14 protein-coding genes are annotated in these 14,611 nt (G+C 38.8%); 6 read left to right on the forward strand and 8 right to left on the reverse strand.

Annotated elements, in window-relative coordinates; all coding sequences use genetic code 11:
- Window positions 1–2: 2 nt before the first annotated feature.
- The 5 genes from HW120_RS03610 to HW120_RS03630 form a co-directional block, all read right to left on the reverse strand.
- On the reverse strand, window positions 3–986 hold the full coding sequence (locus HW120_RS03610) for a hypothetical protein (protein WP_177730899.1): 984 nt from the start codon (window positions 984–986) through the stop codon (window positions 3–5).
- A gap of 13 nt (window positions 987–999) precedes the next feature.
- Window positions 1,000–2,688: a DUF6909 family protein gene (locus tag HW120_RS03615; RefSeq protein WP_177730902.1), complete on the reverse strand. Its 1,689-nt coding sequence runs from the start codon at window positions 2,686–2,688 to the stop codon at window positions 1,000–1,002.
- A 135-nt stretch (window positions 2,689–2,823) separates the two neighbouring features.
- The gene (locus tag HW120_RS03620; RefSeq protein WP_177730904.1) at window positions 2,824–4,311 is read right to left on the reverse strand and encodes a GH3 auxin-responsive promoter family protein; all 1,488 of its coding nucleotides are present in this window, start codon (window positions 4,309–4,311) and stop codon (window positions 2,824–2,826) included.
- A gap of 6 nt (window positions 4,312–4,317) precedes the next feature.
- Entirely contained in the window at window positions 4,318–4,674 is a 357-nt protein-coding gene (locus HW120_RS03625) for an SdpI family protein (protein WP_177730906.1), read from the reverse strand.
- Window positions 4,675–4,680: 6 nt separating this feature from the next.
- A complete protein-coding gene (locus HW120_RS03630; RefSeq protein WP_317168413.1) occupies window positions 4,681–5,478 on the reverse strand; it encodes a murein hydrolase activator EnvC family protein in 798 nt (265 codons plus the stop codon).
- Window positions 5,479–5,758: 280 nt separating this feature from the next.
- Between HW120_RS03630 and tatA the strand changes: the two genes are divergently transcribed.
- Window positions 5,759–5,935, forward strand: coding sequence for a twin-arginine translocase TatA/TatE family subunit (tatA, locus tag HW120_RS03635; protein ID WP_177730910.1), 177 nt, complete (start codon window positions 5,759–5,761; stop codon window positions 5,933–5,935).
- Window positions 5,936–6,065: 130 nt separating this feature from the next.
- On the opposite strand, the gene HW120_RS03640 is transcribed toward tatA, so the two are convergent.
- The gene (locus tag HW120_RS03640) at window positions 6,066–8,192 is read right to left on the reverse strand and encodes a Tex family protein (protein ID WP_177730912.1); all 2,127 of its coding nucleotides are present in this window, start codon (window positions 8,190–8,192) and stop codon (window positions 6,066–6,068) included.
- A gap of 100 nt (window positions 8,193–8,292) precedes the next feature.
- Between HW120_RS03640 and HW120_RS03645 the strand changes: the two genes are divergently transcribed.
- The 4 genes from HW120_RS03645 (at window position 8,293) to HW120_RS03660 (ending at window position 11,543) form a co-directional block, all read left to right on the forward strand.
- On the forward strand, window positions 8,293–8,586 hold the full coding sequence (locus HW120_RS03645) for a DUF1294 domain-containing protein (RefSeq protein ID WP_177730914.1): 294 nt from the start codon (window positions 8,293–8,295) through the stop codon (window positions 8,584–8,586).
- Window positions 8,587–8,701: 115 nt separating this feature from the next.
- Entirely contained in the window at window positions 8,702–9,844 is a 1,143-nt protein-coding gene (locus HW120_RS03650) for a glycosyltransferase family 87 protein (protein ID WP_246297027.1), read from the forward strand.
- Window positions 9,832–10,767, forward strand: a complete 936-nt coding sequence (locus HW120_RS03655) for a glycosyltransferase family 2 protein (RefSeq protein ID WP_177730916.1) — start codon at window positions 9,832–9,834, stop codon at window positions 10,765–10,767. Before HW120_RS03650 ends, HW120_RS03655 begins: the two co-directional genes overlap by 13 nt.
- Window positions 10,764–11,543 (forward strand): polysaccharide deacetylase family protein, encoded by a 780-nt coding sequence (locus tag HW120_RS03660; RefSeq protein ID WP_177730918.1) that lies wholly within the window; start codon window positions 10,764–10,766, stop codon window positions 11,541–11,543. Before HW120_RS03655 ends, HW120_RS03660 begins: the two co-directional genes overlap by 4 nt.
- A 48-nt stretch (window positions 11,544–11,591) precedes the next feature.
- Here HW120_RS03660 and rpiB read toward each other — a convergent pair whose 3' ends face one another.
- Both rpiB and HW120_RS03670 read right to left on the reverse strand, forming a co-directional pair.
- The gene (gene rpiB, locus HW120_RS03665) at window positions 11,592–12,026 is read right to left on the reverse strand and encodes a ribose 5-phosphate isomerase B (protein WP_177730920.1); all 435 of its coding nucleotides are present in this window, start codon (window positions 12,024–12,026) and stop codon (window positions 11,592–11,594) included.
- 48 nt (window positions 12,027–12,074) lie between these two features.
- Entirely contained in the window at window positions 12,075–12,314 is a 240-nt protein-coding gene (locus HW120_RS03670) for a DUF2007 domain-containing protein (RefSeq protein WP_177730922.1), read from the reverse strand.
- Between the two features lie 111 nt (window positions 12,315–12,425).
- Here HW120_RS03670 and rnr point away from each other — a divergent pair, with 111 nt between their 5' ends.
- On the forward strand, window positions 12,426–14,603 hold the full coding sequence (gene rnr / locus HW120_RS03675) for a ribonuclease R (protein WP_177730924.1): 2,178 nt from the start codon (window positions 12,426–12,428) through the stop codon (window positions 14,601–14,603).
- The last annotated feature ends 8 nt before the right edge of the window (window positions 14,604–14,611 follow it).

Below are 14,611 nucleotides of genomic sequence, written 5' to 3' on the forward strand. Positions count from 1 at the left end.
ATTTATGCTAAATTTCTTTTTTTCATTTGTCTTTTATAAAAGGCAATAAACATTCCTGAAGCCATGAATAAACCGATAAAAAGAACGGGTAAAACAAGTTTTAATTTACCGTTTATCAGTTTTGTATTTCTGATATTCATAACAGAACTGCTCTCTTTTACAATCGAATTATAGTTTTGCAACTCAATGTTCAGGTAGCCCATCTCTCTGATTAACTGGTCTTTTGTTTTAAGCACCTCGTTCAACTGTGTATTCTCATTGTAATAAACCAGTTTATCACTTTTTTGTTGCCCGCCAATACTTCCTGACAATTGGTTTAAAATACCATTAATCTGGTTGATTGTTTCTTCATTTGTTTTAATCTTAAGATTAAGATTGTTAATGCGCTCTTTCTGAACAATTCTAAAATATTCACTGTCGTTAAGATATTTTAAAATCGGGTCAATCGTTTTACTTCTGTCCGTCATTCCAACGGTTACAAAAGATATTGAATGGTATTTATAGTTTTTACTGGTTACATTGTCTTCCAGTATTTTTTTCATATCACCATCTTCAGCCATCAATTTGATCATTTGAAAATTTTGTTCGCTATTTTCAATGAATCGGTAAATATCAACAACCGGCTCTACTTCGATCTCTCCTAATTTTTTAGAATTTTTGATTCCTAACTTTCCTAAGAACTCCGTATCTCCTTCTTTGATTTTTGCATTCAGTAATTCAACTTTCGAGTACAGGTAATCAATACTTTCAAAATTTGGAATGACAATAATCTGGTTGTCATATACTTTATCTGACTTGTCTAAATAATATCCTAATCCGGCTCCTACAACAAACAAAACCGCTATTATAATTATATTTCTTTTCAGAAATAAGATTCCTTCAAAAATCCAATCTAAAAACGATTGAAAAGCATTGTTTATTTTCTTTGAAATTTGTGATAAATCGATGTCCTGATCTTGTGGATTGGTGTTAGGATTGTTATTCATGAGAAAGTAATGGTTATTTGATATTGAAAATTTGTTCTAAAATCTTAATTGTAATTAAATAGGTTGGTTTCACTCCTGTTGTTCCCAATCCTCCGGAAGCCAATGTACTTCCTGTTTCTAACGGGTTATCCGATGCATAATAAGCATAACGGACTTTTACGTTAGACGGAATGCTCTTTCTGATTTTGGAAGCCGACTGAATTGCTTTTTGATAATAAGCCCCTTCCATTTCCAGTCCGATTACTCCCCAGGTGGATTCATGGAAAAATTTCAGTAAATCCTTATTCTGTAAAGACGTTCCTAAAACCGTTATCATTGGTCCTGCAAAAACAGGTATATCATTGCCTACAAACATTTCGGCAGACAGTTCATTATCGAATGGATAATTATCTCCTGTTCCCTCATTGATGTGTGCCGAAGGAATCATAATGTCTCCTTTTCCGCCTTCTAAAATTCCGGCTTTACCCATAATCGAAACCGATGCAACATTCAGGAATAATTTTCCTTCATCGTTTTTATACGGTTTTAAAAGCTCATCAATAGTCTCATAAGCCTGCTCACCGAAAGCATAATCCATTACAATGATAACCGGATGCTCTCCTTCTACCGTTGCTTTTGGAAATGCCGATTTATTCCAGTCAATTTTTGCCGTATCAAAAATCTGAACGTCAATATTGGTTCCGGATGTATCCGGTAATGAAATCATTCCGTGTTTTGTAGCAAATTCTTCTACTTTCGAGCGAACATCGCTATTTCCGGATTTACTCAGCTCTTCATAAATAACAAAGTCCGATTGGTCTTTGAATTTTGCTTTTAATACATGAGTTGCAAAAAGGGAATTCATCACACTGTGCATATTCGCACTGATAACGTGAATAGGTCTGTCAATCAATTTGTTCTTTTGCAGAACTTTCTTGATGTTGTTTGCCCAGATCTCACCGTGTATGTGATGTCCTAAACGCTCTCTTAAAATCGGGCTGAACGTAATTGTTCTTTTGTTATTGTCAACCACTTCTTCTATGGCCAGTTTTCCTAACCAGTAAATAATGTGCAGGAAACGTTCCGGTGCCTGTTGTGTGGCAAAATCATCATAGATATCCAGAACCTCAGCAAATGTTCTTCCCAAAATATTGGACACGTGGGAAATTGCTTTTTCTCTTTCCACCAGTGTCAGTTTTTTGTTCTGCAGGATCACCTGTTCCAGCTTTTCCCAGTCACGGGTCAATCTTCCGTCCTCATCAATCAAAACCCTGTCCTTGATTTTATGCGACTCGATAAAGATAAAGGTAAGATGCGTTAAAATATCATAGATATCCGAACGTCCTCTCGTGATTTCGATATTCATCTGCTCATCGTCAATACGGTAACAGTTTCTCTTTCTTTTCGGAGGAACTATTGCCTGGAAATGCGATTTGGAATATCCTTCATCTGAGGTCAGATTGATATAACGGCATTCTTCTATTCCTATCGGTAAACGTTCAATTACATACAGTAATCCGTTTAACTCTACTTTTTCTTCTGCTATGGAACCATATATTTCAGGACGCAAAGACAATAATGCTTCCCGTAATGTTTCTCCTGAAACCCCCATTGGTTTATAGAATCCTCTATTGAACAAATGACGCATGGTAATATACAAACGTTCAATTGCTGCCGATGATTCCTGTGCGCGTGAACGCGAAATGTTTTTAATCTCTTTCATATTTCTTTCTATTTACTAACCTACAAATGTAGGATTTTTATTTTTTAGTTTGTCAACGTTTCCTTTAAAGCAAATTCCCGGGAAACGATACGGTTTGCCGCAATTAAAAATAGCACTTAAACAAATCGATTTATATTATTTTTTCGTTAGCTTATCGGCAATCTTCCGGTCATTCGACAATCTCGGCAATTTATTCTGTCCGCCCAATTTTCCTTCCGATTTCATATAATCGTGAAACGCGTTTTTAACAACCGGTGTTACCACCACTGTCCGCAATACATTACCGGAAATTAAATCGTCATAATACACATTCTGCTTTCGCATCGCCTGATCGATCTTTAATTCAAATTCCGACAGTTTTTCCGGTTCCTGTTCAAATTCAATAAACCATTCATGATACGGTAATCCTTCTTCTGGCGTGATTTGCGGCGCAACCGTAAACTCATTTATACGAATAGCGGTAGCTGCCATTGCCTCCTGTAAAGCCGCTTCCACTTCTTTTCCGATAACATGCTCTCCAAAAGCCGAAATATAATGTTTAATTCTTCCGGAAACAATAACACGGTAGGGCGCTAAACTGGTAAACTGAACCGTATCGCCGATATTATAAGACCAAAGCCCGGCATTGGTAGAAATAATCAGGACATAATTCACGCCCAATTCCACTTCTCCAATCGTATACCTTTTAGGACTGTCCTTGAAAAAATCCTCACTTTTAATGAACTCATAGAAAATTCCGGAGTTCAGCAGCAGCAGCATTCCTTTCTCTTTTTGCGTATCCTGGTATGCAAAAAACCCTTCCGAAGCCGGAAACAGTTCAATACTGTCTACCCTTCTCCCGATCAGGTCTTCAAACTTGGCACGATAGGGTTCGTAGTTCACACCGCCGTAAATAAACAAATTAAAATTCTTGAAAATTTCACCAACCGGTTTTTGCCCTTTCTCTTTCAGCTTTTCAAAATACATTTGAACCCAGGAAGGAATCCCGGAAATAACCATCATGTTTTCGTCATAGGTTTCTTCCACTATGGCATTCACTTTGGTTTCCCAGTCTTCAATACAATTGGTTTCCCAGCTCGGCATTCTGTTTCGTTGCAGGTATTTCGGCACATAATGCGCCACAATTCCGGAAAGACGTCCCAGTTTTATGCCGTTTTTTTCTTCCAGTATCGGACTTCCCTGCAAAAAAATCATCTTGCCATCCACAAATTTGGCATTCCCGGTTTCATGAATATAATGCAAGATCGCATTCCGGGCAGCTTCTATGTGAAAAGGCATGGATTCTTTCGTAAGCGGAATGTATTTGGCACCGGAAGTGGTTCCGGAAGTTTTGGCAAGATAAATCGGTTTCCCTTTCCACAAAACATCTTCTTCCCCTTTTACCATACGGTCAATATACGGTTTTAACTCCTCATAATCCCGTACAGGAACCTGTTTCTGGAAATCTGCAATAGTGGTAATCGCCGAAAAATTATGGTCTTTGCCAAAATGGGTCTGTCTGGCATTTTGAATTAACTCAGAAAAAACTTTTTCCTGTGTGGCAACAGGGTTTTTCGCCCACTGCTGTGTTTTATTGTATATGTTTTTCGCTAATATTTTAGCAACAATCGATTTTATCGACATTGGATCTTAATTATAATTAGTCGCAAACTTTTTACGTATTGCTTTTTCGGTTCTGTAAATGGGTATAAAAACAAAGACCAGTACGATGGCAATACTGACTACAAATTCTATTTCACTTTTTACGTTGATTACCAGGTTAATCATCGAAATCAGCACTAAAAAGAAACCGCTTTTGATGATTTCTTTAGCCGAATATTTCTGGGCAAAATTCCAGCGCTCTGTCGACTGCATGGAAGCAGCAGTCCGGTAACCGTATAAACCGTTAATCTTCCCGGGCGGAAACAAATACAAAACCATACCGGTTATAATAAATATCCCTCCGGCCAGTAACGGCAACTGTAATAACGCACGAATCCACTCCATAATATACTATTCAAAATCAATAAACTGCGTCGGGTCAATCGGGTAGCCATCCTTCCAGAGCTCAAAATAAAGCTGCACATCCGGATGAATTCCGGTCATTCCGGCCAGCGCAACCACTTCGCCCGATTTTACAACATCTCCTTCCGACTTTGTCAAAGATGCCGCTCGTTTGTAAACGGAAATAATCCCGTCATTATGACGGATAATAATTACCTGCCCGTTTGTAGGTGTCCAGTCGGCAAAAACAACGGTTCCGTTGGCAATCGACTTTATCGGTGTATTCTTAGTTAACGCAATACTCACAAAAAAGTGTTTGTTCTTTGCATTATATTTTTCGGCAATATGTCCTTTTACCGGCGGTAGTAATACCAGGTTCACTCTTGGTTTTGCCTTTTCAAAAACATTGTATTTGTCTTCCAAAGCCACCTGTTCCCGTAGCTTTAAATCGGTTTTAGACGGATTTAAAGCGACCGTTTCCACTTTGTCTTTCTGTTCTACCTTAATGGAATCCTTATTTAGTTTTGCATATTCCAGATCGCCGGTGAGCACTTTCTTGATCGATTCTACATACAGGTTGTTTTGCCTGATGGCTCTTTCCAGCGAATCCGATTTCATTGCCAGCTGCGTTGCTTCCCTTTTCAGTTTGGTTGAAGAGTATCCCGGAATGTATTCCCGAAGCGGTGTAAAAGCAATAATAAAGGTGGTTCCGGTAATTAAAAAAATAGTCGAAATGGTCAGGCTGACGAAAACATTCATCAGGTTTAATTTCAATGAAAAAATCTCTTCAAATGTATCTTCGTTCAATATAACCAACCGGTTTTTATTGAATAACTTCTTTTTTAAAAGCTGTCTCTTTAGTCTCTTTGCAGACATTTTATTGGTTTAATTCACAAATATAATAATTTAATATTCGCTTTCTTAATCCTTAATGTATATTGGTTTTTAGCAATTAGGTTAAAGAAATCCTAAATTTTAGCCGTCAATACTAAAAAGCTCTAAATATTTATTCGTCAAATCGTATTTATACCTAACTTTGTTCTCTCTTTGATGAAATAAACTTTTTGAAATAATAAACACATTAACAATGGGAAAGCTTGGTGCAACAGAAATAATATTAATCGTAGTAGTAATTGTTCTTCTATTCGGTGGTAAAAAAATTCCTGAATTGATGAAAGGTTTAGGTTCCGGTATTAAGGAATTTAAAAATGCTGCTAAAGACGATCAACCTTCCAATACTAAGAAAGAAGAAACTAAAGAGTAATTTTTTGTAATACTTTTTTTTAGAGGCTGTAAAAGTAAACGACTTTTTAAACTTGGATTTCTATATTTTTATTCCTTAGAAATCCTGAAATATAAAAAGAGGCTGTTTGTTTTTTACAGCCTCTTTTTGTTTATAGTATCATACTCAATTGTATTCTTTTACGGTCTTCATCCACTTCGGTCACTTTTACCTGTACATGCTGGTGCAGCTTGACCACTTCATTCACATCGCTCACAAAACCTTCTTTGAGCTGTGAAATATGAACCAGTCCGCTTTCTTTAATTCCGATGTCTACAAAACAGCCAAAATTGGTAATGTTATTCACAATTCCCGGCAATACCATTCCGGTTCTTATATCTTTAATTGATTTTACATTCGCATCAAATTCGAATACTTTAGCCGATTTTCGCGGATCCAGTCCCGGTTTTTCCAATTCTTTTACGATATCTTTCAAACTCAGCAAACCAATCTCCTCTGTAATATAATTTTCCAGCTGGATCTGCCCGATCTTCTCCTTGTTTGCAATCAGTTCGTTAACCGATATTTTAAGATCCTTCGCCATTTTTTCCACGATCTTATAGGCTTCCGGATGCACGGCCGAATTGTCCAGCGGATTTTTAGCATTGCTGATGCGGATAAAAGCCGCCGCCTGCTGAAAGGCTTTTTCGCCCAGTCGCGGTACTTTCTTTAACTGGCTTCTGCTTTCAAAAGCTCCGTTTTCGGAACGATAGGCAACAATATTCTCCGCCATCTTCTCCCCGATTCCCGACACATAGCTCAACAACGATTTACTCGCCGTGTTGATATTGATTCCCACAGAGTTTACACAACGGGTAACCACCGTGTCCAGTTCATTTTTCAGCAACGACTGGTCTACATCATGCTGGTATTGCCCCACTCCGATTGATTTCGGGTCGATCTTAACCAGTTCTGCTAACGGATCCGACAAACGACGACCAATAGAAACGGCACCTCTAACGGTAATATCGTAATTCGGGAATTCATCACGGGCAATTTTAGATGCGGAATAAATCGAAGCTCCGGCTTCGCTCACCACAAATACCTGCAGCAGTTTATCAAAGACTATTTTTTTAATAAAAAACTCGGTTTCTCTCGAAGCCGTTCCGTTTCCAATGGAAATCGCATCAATTTTATAAGAGTTCACCATCGAACGGATCTTTTTCATCGCCATAGCCGATTCGTTCTGCGGCGCATGCGGGAAAATCGTTTCGTTGTACAGCAAATCGCCCTTTTCATCCAGACAAACCACTTTACAGCCGGTTCTAAATCCCGGATCTATTGCCAGAATTCGTTTTTCTCCTAAAGGCGGTGCCAATAAAAGCTGTACCAGGTTTCCGGCAAAAACCTGGATGGAACTCGCATCTGCTTTCGCTTTTGCTTCCTGTAAGGTTTCATTCGAAATGGCCGGTTCTAACAGTCTTTTATAACTATCCGAAATCGCTTTTTTAAGATGTCCCGCTGTTTCTTTTTTAGGATTCTTAATGACATTTTCTTCAATAAAATCTAAAGCTTCCTCCGGTTCTACAGCCACCTTCATTTTTACATAGCCTTCATTTTCTGCCCGAAGCATGGCTAATAAACGGTGTGATGGTGCTTTGGTAATGGATTCCGACCACTCAAAATACTGCTCAAATTTCTTAGCTCCTTCTTCTTCCCGCTTGGCTTTTACCACTTTGGTTTCCACAACCGCTTTGCGTTGAAACAATCGTCTCAGGTTTTTCCGGATGTAGATATTTTCATTAATCCATTCTGCCACGATATCTCTGGCACCCTGCAAAGCTTCCTCTTCGCTGGCAACATTACCGTTCAGGTATTTTGAAGCGATAAAATCCAGATCGTCGGCATTTTGTGCCATTATAATTTTTGCCAAAGGCTCCAATCCGTTTTCACGGGCAACATCGGCCTTTGTCTTTCTTTTCTTTTTATACGGCAGGTATAAATCTTCCAGATCGTTCAGATCGAAACTGCTGTTGATCTTCTGTTCCAGTTCCGGCGTTAAGGCATTTTGTTCCTGAATTGCCTTGATGATCGCTTCTTTTCGTTTGCTGATGGCTTCAAAAGTCAGATTCAGTTTGGCAATCTGTTCAATGACTACCTCATCCAGATTCCCGGTACGGTCTTTCCGGTAACGGGCAATAAAAGGAATCGTACAATCTTCCGATAGAAGCTGCAGCGTATTTTCTATATTTTTTGGAGCGGTCTGAACGTGCTTCAGAATGTATTCAATCGTGTTCATCCTTAAAATAAAAATGGGTGTTTAAAATTTTATTAACCTTAGCGCGAAAAGCTAATATATAGTAGGCTAAAATACTATCTTTGGCAGAAATTTTATAACAATGTCCCCATTATTATGTTTTCTTCTGGTAATTAACGGTATAACGTTATTTACTTTCGGATTAGACAAATGGCTGGCTGTTAATCGCAAAAGCAGAATTGCTGAAAGAACGCTTTTACTACTCGCCTTTTTTGGCGGTACGATGGGTGCCTTATCCGGAATACTGCTGTTTCGTCACAAAATTGCAAAAGGTTCCTTTTTATGGAAATTTGCAGTGGTATTTGCTATCCAGGTCATCATTTTATACCTGCTGCTACCGTATTTTTCCAGTCCGGATCAGGTTTCTGACCGGTAGAAAAGTGTCGACAGAATTCGTTCAAAATCAATATATTTGTCAAACATCTTACTAAATTCAAACTATTTTGACTCAGAATCCTACAAAATTTAATTTTTCAAAGTTTTCATTTCTTTTGAATCCAAAATATATTTTTGGAATCCTTGTCATTTTAGCCGGATTAATTGCGGTAAAACAATTTACGAACGGTAGTTACAACAACTATTCGATTTTCAAATACACGTTCTGGCACCTCATCGAATCCAAATCACTTTACGACCACTATCCTGCCGAATATTGGGATCGCAATCACTACGGTCCTGTATTTGCCATCTTTATTGCCCCTTTTGCCCTTTTACCGGACTATCTGGGAATGTTTTTCTGGAATGTATGCAGTGTACTGGTTTTTGCATTCGGTATTTACAGCCTGCCGCTTTCCAATAAAATCAAGGCAATAATTACGCTTATCTGTGCGAATGAGCTGATCACCGCTTTGCTTAGCTTTCAGTTTAATATTTTCCTTACAGGAGCCATCTTGATTGCTTTTTCCTTTACGTTAAAAAATAAAAACCTGATTGCGACTTTCCCGATAATCAGTTGTGCGTTTATAAAACTTTACGGCGTTGTGGGACTGGCATTTTTCTTCTTTACCAAGAAAAAGATCTCGTTTATCCTGGGGCTGGTTTTCTGGACGGTATTGCTTTTTGTACTGCCCATGGTATTGTCTTCCCCTAAGTTCATAATCGATACCTATGTAGAATGGTTCAACACTTTGGTTTATAAAAATTCTTCCAATATTTCACTGGATTCGTATCAGGATATTTCAATCATGGGACTGGTACGCAGAACGTTAGGTGATCCTACAATCCCGAATTCCCCGTTTTTACTGGGCGGTGTTTTGTTATTCGGGTCTACTTACCTTCGCATCAGTCAATACCGCTTTCTGGAATACCGTTTATTGCTTTTGGCATCCACGTTAATTTTTACGGTGATCTTTAGCAGCGGATCCGAATCGCCAACGTATATTATTGCTTTTACAGGTGTTGCCATCTGGTTTATGAGCAAGTCAAAACATACCAAATGGGATATTGCATTACTGGTTTTTGCAATCCTGCTGACTTCATTTTCACCAACCGATTTATTCCCGAAAGTGGCCCGTGTTTTCATCAGAAATCATGCCTTGAAAGCACTTCCCTGTGTAATAATCTGGTTTACTATTATTTATGAAATGCTAACGAAAGATTTCAAACCTAAATCCGTTACCGTATGCGAAAATTAGTTTCCATAATCATCCCGGCTTATAATGAAGCCGAAAATGTCCGGCACATCTTTGATAAAATCAAGGTTGTTTTTGATACGTTACCCTATAACTGGGAGGCTATTTTTATTGATGACGGGAGTAAAGACGAAACGATAAATACGGTTATGGCTTTGTCTAAAGAAAATAATAATGTTTATTTTTTAGAGTTTTCAAAAAATTTCGGGCATCAGTTAGCGGTTAAAGCCGGTTTGGACAATGCCTATGGGGACTGTGTGGTTTCTCTGGACTGCGATGCACAGCATCCGCCGGAAATCATTCCGGATATGCTGGTAAAATGGGAGGAAGGCTATGATATTGTTTATACCATCCGGGAAGAAGACAAACGCCTTTCGAAAGCCAAGCGCAGTACTTCCAATCTTTTTTACAAGCTGGTTAATTCCCTATCGGATATTGAACTGGAAGCCGGTACGGCCGATTTCCGTTTGCTGGACCGTAAAGTGGTCAATGTATTCCGCAATTTCCACGAAACAGAACCTTTTTTAAGAGGGCTGATCAAATGGCTGGGCTTTAAGCAGCACGGTATTCACTATTCGCCGGCCGAACGTTTTGCCGGAAGCAGTAAATATTCCGTAAAAAAAATGATTCATCTGGCGTTACACGGCGTAACGTCTTTTAGTATAAAACCACTGTATACCGCGGTTTATTTAGGACTGAGCATGTCCCTGCTGTCCCTGTTATACATTCCTTACGTGATTTATGCTTTTTACAGCCATATTGAAGTATCCGGATGGGCTTCCACCATTATGACCATCGTTTTCTTTGGCGGTTTACAGCTCATCATGCTGGGAATTATCGGGATTTATGTGGGCAAAATGTTTATGCAGACTAAGAACCGGCCGAATTATATTATCCGTTCTACCAATTTAAAAGACCAGTCATGATTTTATTAAGTTTTGATATTGAAGAGTTCGATATGCCTTTTGAGTATTCAAAGGACATTTCTTTTGAAGATCAAATGCAAATATCAATAGAAGGCTCTCATAAAATCCTGGATTTACTGGAGAAACATGAGGTCAGAGCCACTTTTTTCAGTACGGCAACTTTTGCCATTCACGCGCCGGAAATTATCGAAAGAATCAAAAGAGCAGGGCATGAGCTGGCTTCCCATACTTATTATCATTCCGATTTTAAAGTGCCGCATTTACGGGAATCCCGGGAAAAACTGGAAGCTTTATCCGGCATGAAAGTAACCGGTTTCAGAATGCCCAGAATGATGCCCGTTGATGAAAAAGAAGTGGCAAAAGCCGGATATACTTACAACAGTTCCATCAATCCGACCTTTTTACCGGGAAGGTATAACAACCTGCATATTTCCAGAACCTATTATATGCAGGACAATGTTTTACAAATACCGGCTTCTGTTAGTCCGCTGGTACGTTTTCCGCTGTTTTGGCTGTCATTTCATAACCTGCCCTTGAATTTGTACAGCTGGATGGCAAAGAAAACCTATCAGAAAGACCAATACCTCAACATTTATTTCCATCCCTGGGAGTTTACCGACCTGGATGATTTTGAGCGTTTTGGTTTTCCGGGTTATGTGCGCAAAAATACCGGTGTCAAAATGGAAGAGAGGCTGGATCGCTTTATTGCAAAAATGAAAAAAAACCAGTTGCCGTTCGGTACTTTTCAGGAGTTTATCCGTACGATTCAAAAATAAAAAAGCATCCTTTTGGGATGCTTTTTCTATAATTTCTAATCTTGTTTATTATTGACAAAACGGGATTTTATTCACCCGGTTGGCATGTCTGCCGCCTTCAAAATCCGTCGTTAAAAACGCTTCCACCATTTCTACGGCCTGTGGTATCGATGTAAAACGCGCCGGGATGCTGATAATGTTTGCATCATTGTGCTGACGTGCCAAAACCGCAATTTCCTTAGTCCAACACAACGCGGCTCTGATACCCTGGTGTTTGTTTGCTGTAATGGCAATTCCGTTTCCGCTGCCGCAGATTACAATACCAAAAACAGCTTTTCCTGCTGTAACATCCGTTGCTACCGCATGTCCGAAATCGGGATAATCAACACTGTCAAAAGTATCTGTACCGTGGTTGGTAACGATGTGTCCTTTTGCTTCTAAGTGTTTTACAATAGCTTGTTTATAATCCGGACCGGCATGGTCATTTCCAATTGAAATATTCATTGTGTTGTTGTTTGTTGTTATGCCCTGCAAAGTTAGAAAAGAATCCTGTTAAACAATTTTTAAATTTGTATCATCATTTAATTTTTTCAGGATTTCCCGAACTGTTTCCAGATCATTCGGATGCACCTTCAGTTTGATTCCTCCCAAAGCCTGAGAATACATCGGTACGATATTCATCATTGTCTCATTTTCAAAAAAGTACTGGATCCGGCTTTGGTCCAATAAGTGTTTCAGCACGGTAATCTCGTGCGGATAATCAAAAACGGCAATCGTTATAAATTCGTTCATTTCTCAGACTTTTTATAAAGATACAAAAGTTATTATTTCTATAAATCTTAATTCATTGTACATAATTGTTAATACTTATTTGTAATTTTAGCAGTATATTAGAAATGAAACATGAGTAAGAAACACAAAAAGTTAGGAAAGACAGGGAAAGATTTTTCTGGTAAAATTTTTAAAATCCTGTCCAAAGATCCTAATAAAACATTCAACTATAAACAAATAGCTTCTGTTTTAGAATTGAATGACACCCAAAGTCGCAACGAAATCATCAAAGAATTAAAATACCTGGCCTCCAAAGAAAAGATTGAAGAAATAGATCGCGGAAAGTACCGCGTGATCTCCAAAGCCGATTATTTCGAAGGAATCATTGATATGACCAGTCGTAAAACAGCCTATTTTGTGGCTGCCGAATTAGAAGATGATGTTTTTATCCCGACCAACAATTTAAACCATGCGCTTGACGGCGACAAGGTAAAAGTATATATCTACAACAGAAGAAAGGGCAGAAGACCGGAAGGAGAAGTTGTTGAAATTGTAGAAAGAAAGAAAACGGATTTTGTGGGTGTTATTGACATTCAGAAAAACTTTGCATTTGTAGCTACCGCCAATCCGAAAATGTACACGGATATTTTTATCCCAAAAGACAAAATAGGAGAGGCACAGGATGGCGATGTGGTATTGGTGCACATTGAAGACTGGCCGGCAAAAGCCGATAGTCCTTTTGGAACGGTTACCAAAGTTTTAGGAAAACCGGGTGAGCACAATACTGAAATTCACGCTATTCTGGCCGAATACGGCCTGCCGTATGATTTCCCGGTAGAAGTGGAAGTCTATGCACAAAAACTGGATACTTCCATTCAGGAAAGTGAAATCCTGAAACGCCGTGACATGCGCGATACGCTTACGTTCACGATTGACCCGAAAGATGCGAAAGATTTTGACGATGCTTTATCGTTTAAAAAACTTCCGAACGGCAATTACGAAATCGGAATCCACATAGCCGACGTTTCCCATTATGTACAGGAAGGAACAATCCTGGACGAAGAGGCCTATAAAAGAGCCACATCGGTTTATTTAGTGGACAGGGTAGTGCCAATGCTTCCGGAAGTATTGTCTAATTTTGCCTGTTCTTTGCGTCCGCATGAAGAAAAGTACACTTTCTCGGCCGTTTTTGAACTGAATGAAAAAGCAGAATTAGTAAACCAGTGGTTCGGAAGAACGGTAACCTATTCCGATCAGCGATTTGCCTATGAAGAGGCACAACAGATCATTGAAACAAAAGGAAATGTTATTCCTGCCGAAATTTCCTTAACCGGAAATGAATATATAGTAGATAGCCCTATAGTGGAAGCCACGTTAAAACTGGATGAACTGGCAAAAATTCTAAGACGCAAAAGACTGAATAACGGTGCGATTTCATTTGATAAAGTGGAAGTGAAATTCCATTTAAATGAAAATGCAGAGCCAACAGGCGTTTATTTTAAGGTCGCTAAAGACGCTAATCACCTGATTGAGGAGTTCATGTTGCTTGCCAACAGAAAAGTGGCGGAATTCATCGGAAAACAAAAGAAAACATTTGTGTACCGTATCCACGATGAACCGGATGAAGATAAATTAATCAACCTGCAAACGGTGATTTCAAAATTCGGTTATTCCATCAATTTTAAATCCAAGGACAGTATTTCAAAATCACTGAATACTTTACTGGAGGATGTTCAGGGTAAAAAAGAACAAAACCTGGTCGATACACTTGCTATCCGCAGTATGAGTAAAGCGGTTTATTCTACTGAAAACATAGGCCATTACGGTTTGGCATTCGATTATTATTCCCATTTTACCTCACCAATTCGTCGTTATCCCGATGTTATGGCACATCGTTTGCTACAGCATTATCTCGATGGCGGAGCTTCGGCAGATGCAGAAGTGTATGAAGAAAAATGTGTTCATTCTTCATCCATGGAAGGCCTTGCGGCAAACGCAGAGCGTGACAGCATCAAATACATGCAGGTAAAATACATGCAGGATCACAAAGACGAAGAGTTTTTGGGTGTTATTTCCGGTGTGACAGAATGGGGAATTTATGTAGAAATCATTGAGAATAAATGCGAAGGAATGGTTCGCATCAGAGAAATTCGGGATGATTATTACACTTTCGATGAGAAGCAATATGCTTTAGTTGGAGAAATTTCTCATAATATTTTACAATTAGGAGACGAAGTTATCGTTAAAGTGAAAAATGCCGATCTGGTTAAAAAACAATTGGATTTTCATTTTATTAAAAAGAGAGAGTAGTCTAATTT

It is taken from the genome of Flavobacterium inviolabile (genome assembly GCF_013389455.1).
Classification (GTDB): domain Bacteria; phylum Bacteroidota; class Bacteroidia; order Flavobacteriales; family Flavobacteriaceae; genus Flavobacterium; species Flavobacterium inviolabile.

What these genes read in the sequence shown, in the direction of transcription:
- HW120_RS03610 (WP_177730899.1), bottom strand. Translation starts at nt 986, where the DNA reads ATGAATAACAATCCTAACACCAATCCACAAGATCAGGACATCGATTTA.
- HW120_RS03615 (WP_177730902.1), bottom strand. Translation starts at nt 2,688, where the DNA reads ATGAAAGAGATTAAAAACATTTCGCGTTCACGCGCACAGGAATCATCG.
- HW120_RS03620 (WP_177730904.1), bottom strand. Translation starts at nt 4,311, where the DNA reads ATGTCGATAAAATCGATTGTTGCTAAAATATTAGCGAAAAACATATAC.
- HW120_RS03625 (WP_177730906.1), bottom strand. Translation starts at nt 4,674, where the DNA reads ATGGAGTGGATTCGTGCGTTATTACAGTTGCCGTTACTGGCCGGAGGG.
- tatA (WP_177730910.1), top strand. Translation starts at nt 5,759, where the DNA reads ATGGGAAAGCTTGGTGCAACAGAAATAATATTAATCGTAGTAGTAATT.
- HW120_RS03640 (WP_177730912.1), bottom strand. Translation starts at nt 8,192, where the DNA reads ATGAACACGATTGAATACATTCTGAAGCACGTTCAGACCGCTCCAAAA.
- HW120_RS03645 (WP_177730914.1), top strand. Translation starts at nt 8,293, where the DNA reads ATGTCCCCATTATTATGTTTTCTTCTGGTAATTAACGGTATAACGTTA.
- HW120_RS03655 (WP_177730916.1), top strand. Translation starts at nt 9,832, where the DNA reads ATGCGAAAATTAGTTTCCATAATCATCCCGGCTTATAATGAAGCCGAA.
- HW120_RS03660 (WP_177730918.1), top strand. Translation starts at nt 10,764, where the DNA reads ATGATTTTATTAAGTTTTGATATTGAAGAGTTCGATATGCCTTTTGAG.
- rpiB (WP_177730920.1), bottom strand. Translation starts at nt 12,026, where the DNA reads ATGAATATTTCAATTGGAAATGACCATGCCGGTCCGGATTATAAACAA.
- HW120_RS03670 (WP_177730922.1), bottom strand. Translation starts at nt 12,314, where the DNA reads ATGAACGAATTTATAACGATTGCCGTTTTTGATTATCCGCACGAGATT.
- rnr (WP_177730924.1), top strand. Translation starts at nt 12,426, where the DNA reads ATGAGTAAGAAACACAAAAAGTTAGGAAAGACAGGGAAAGATTTTTCT.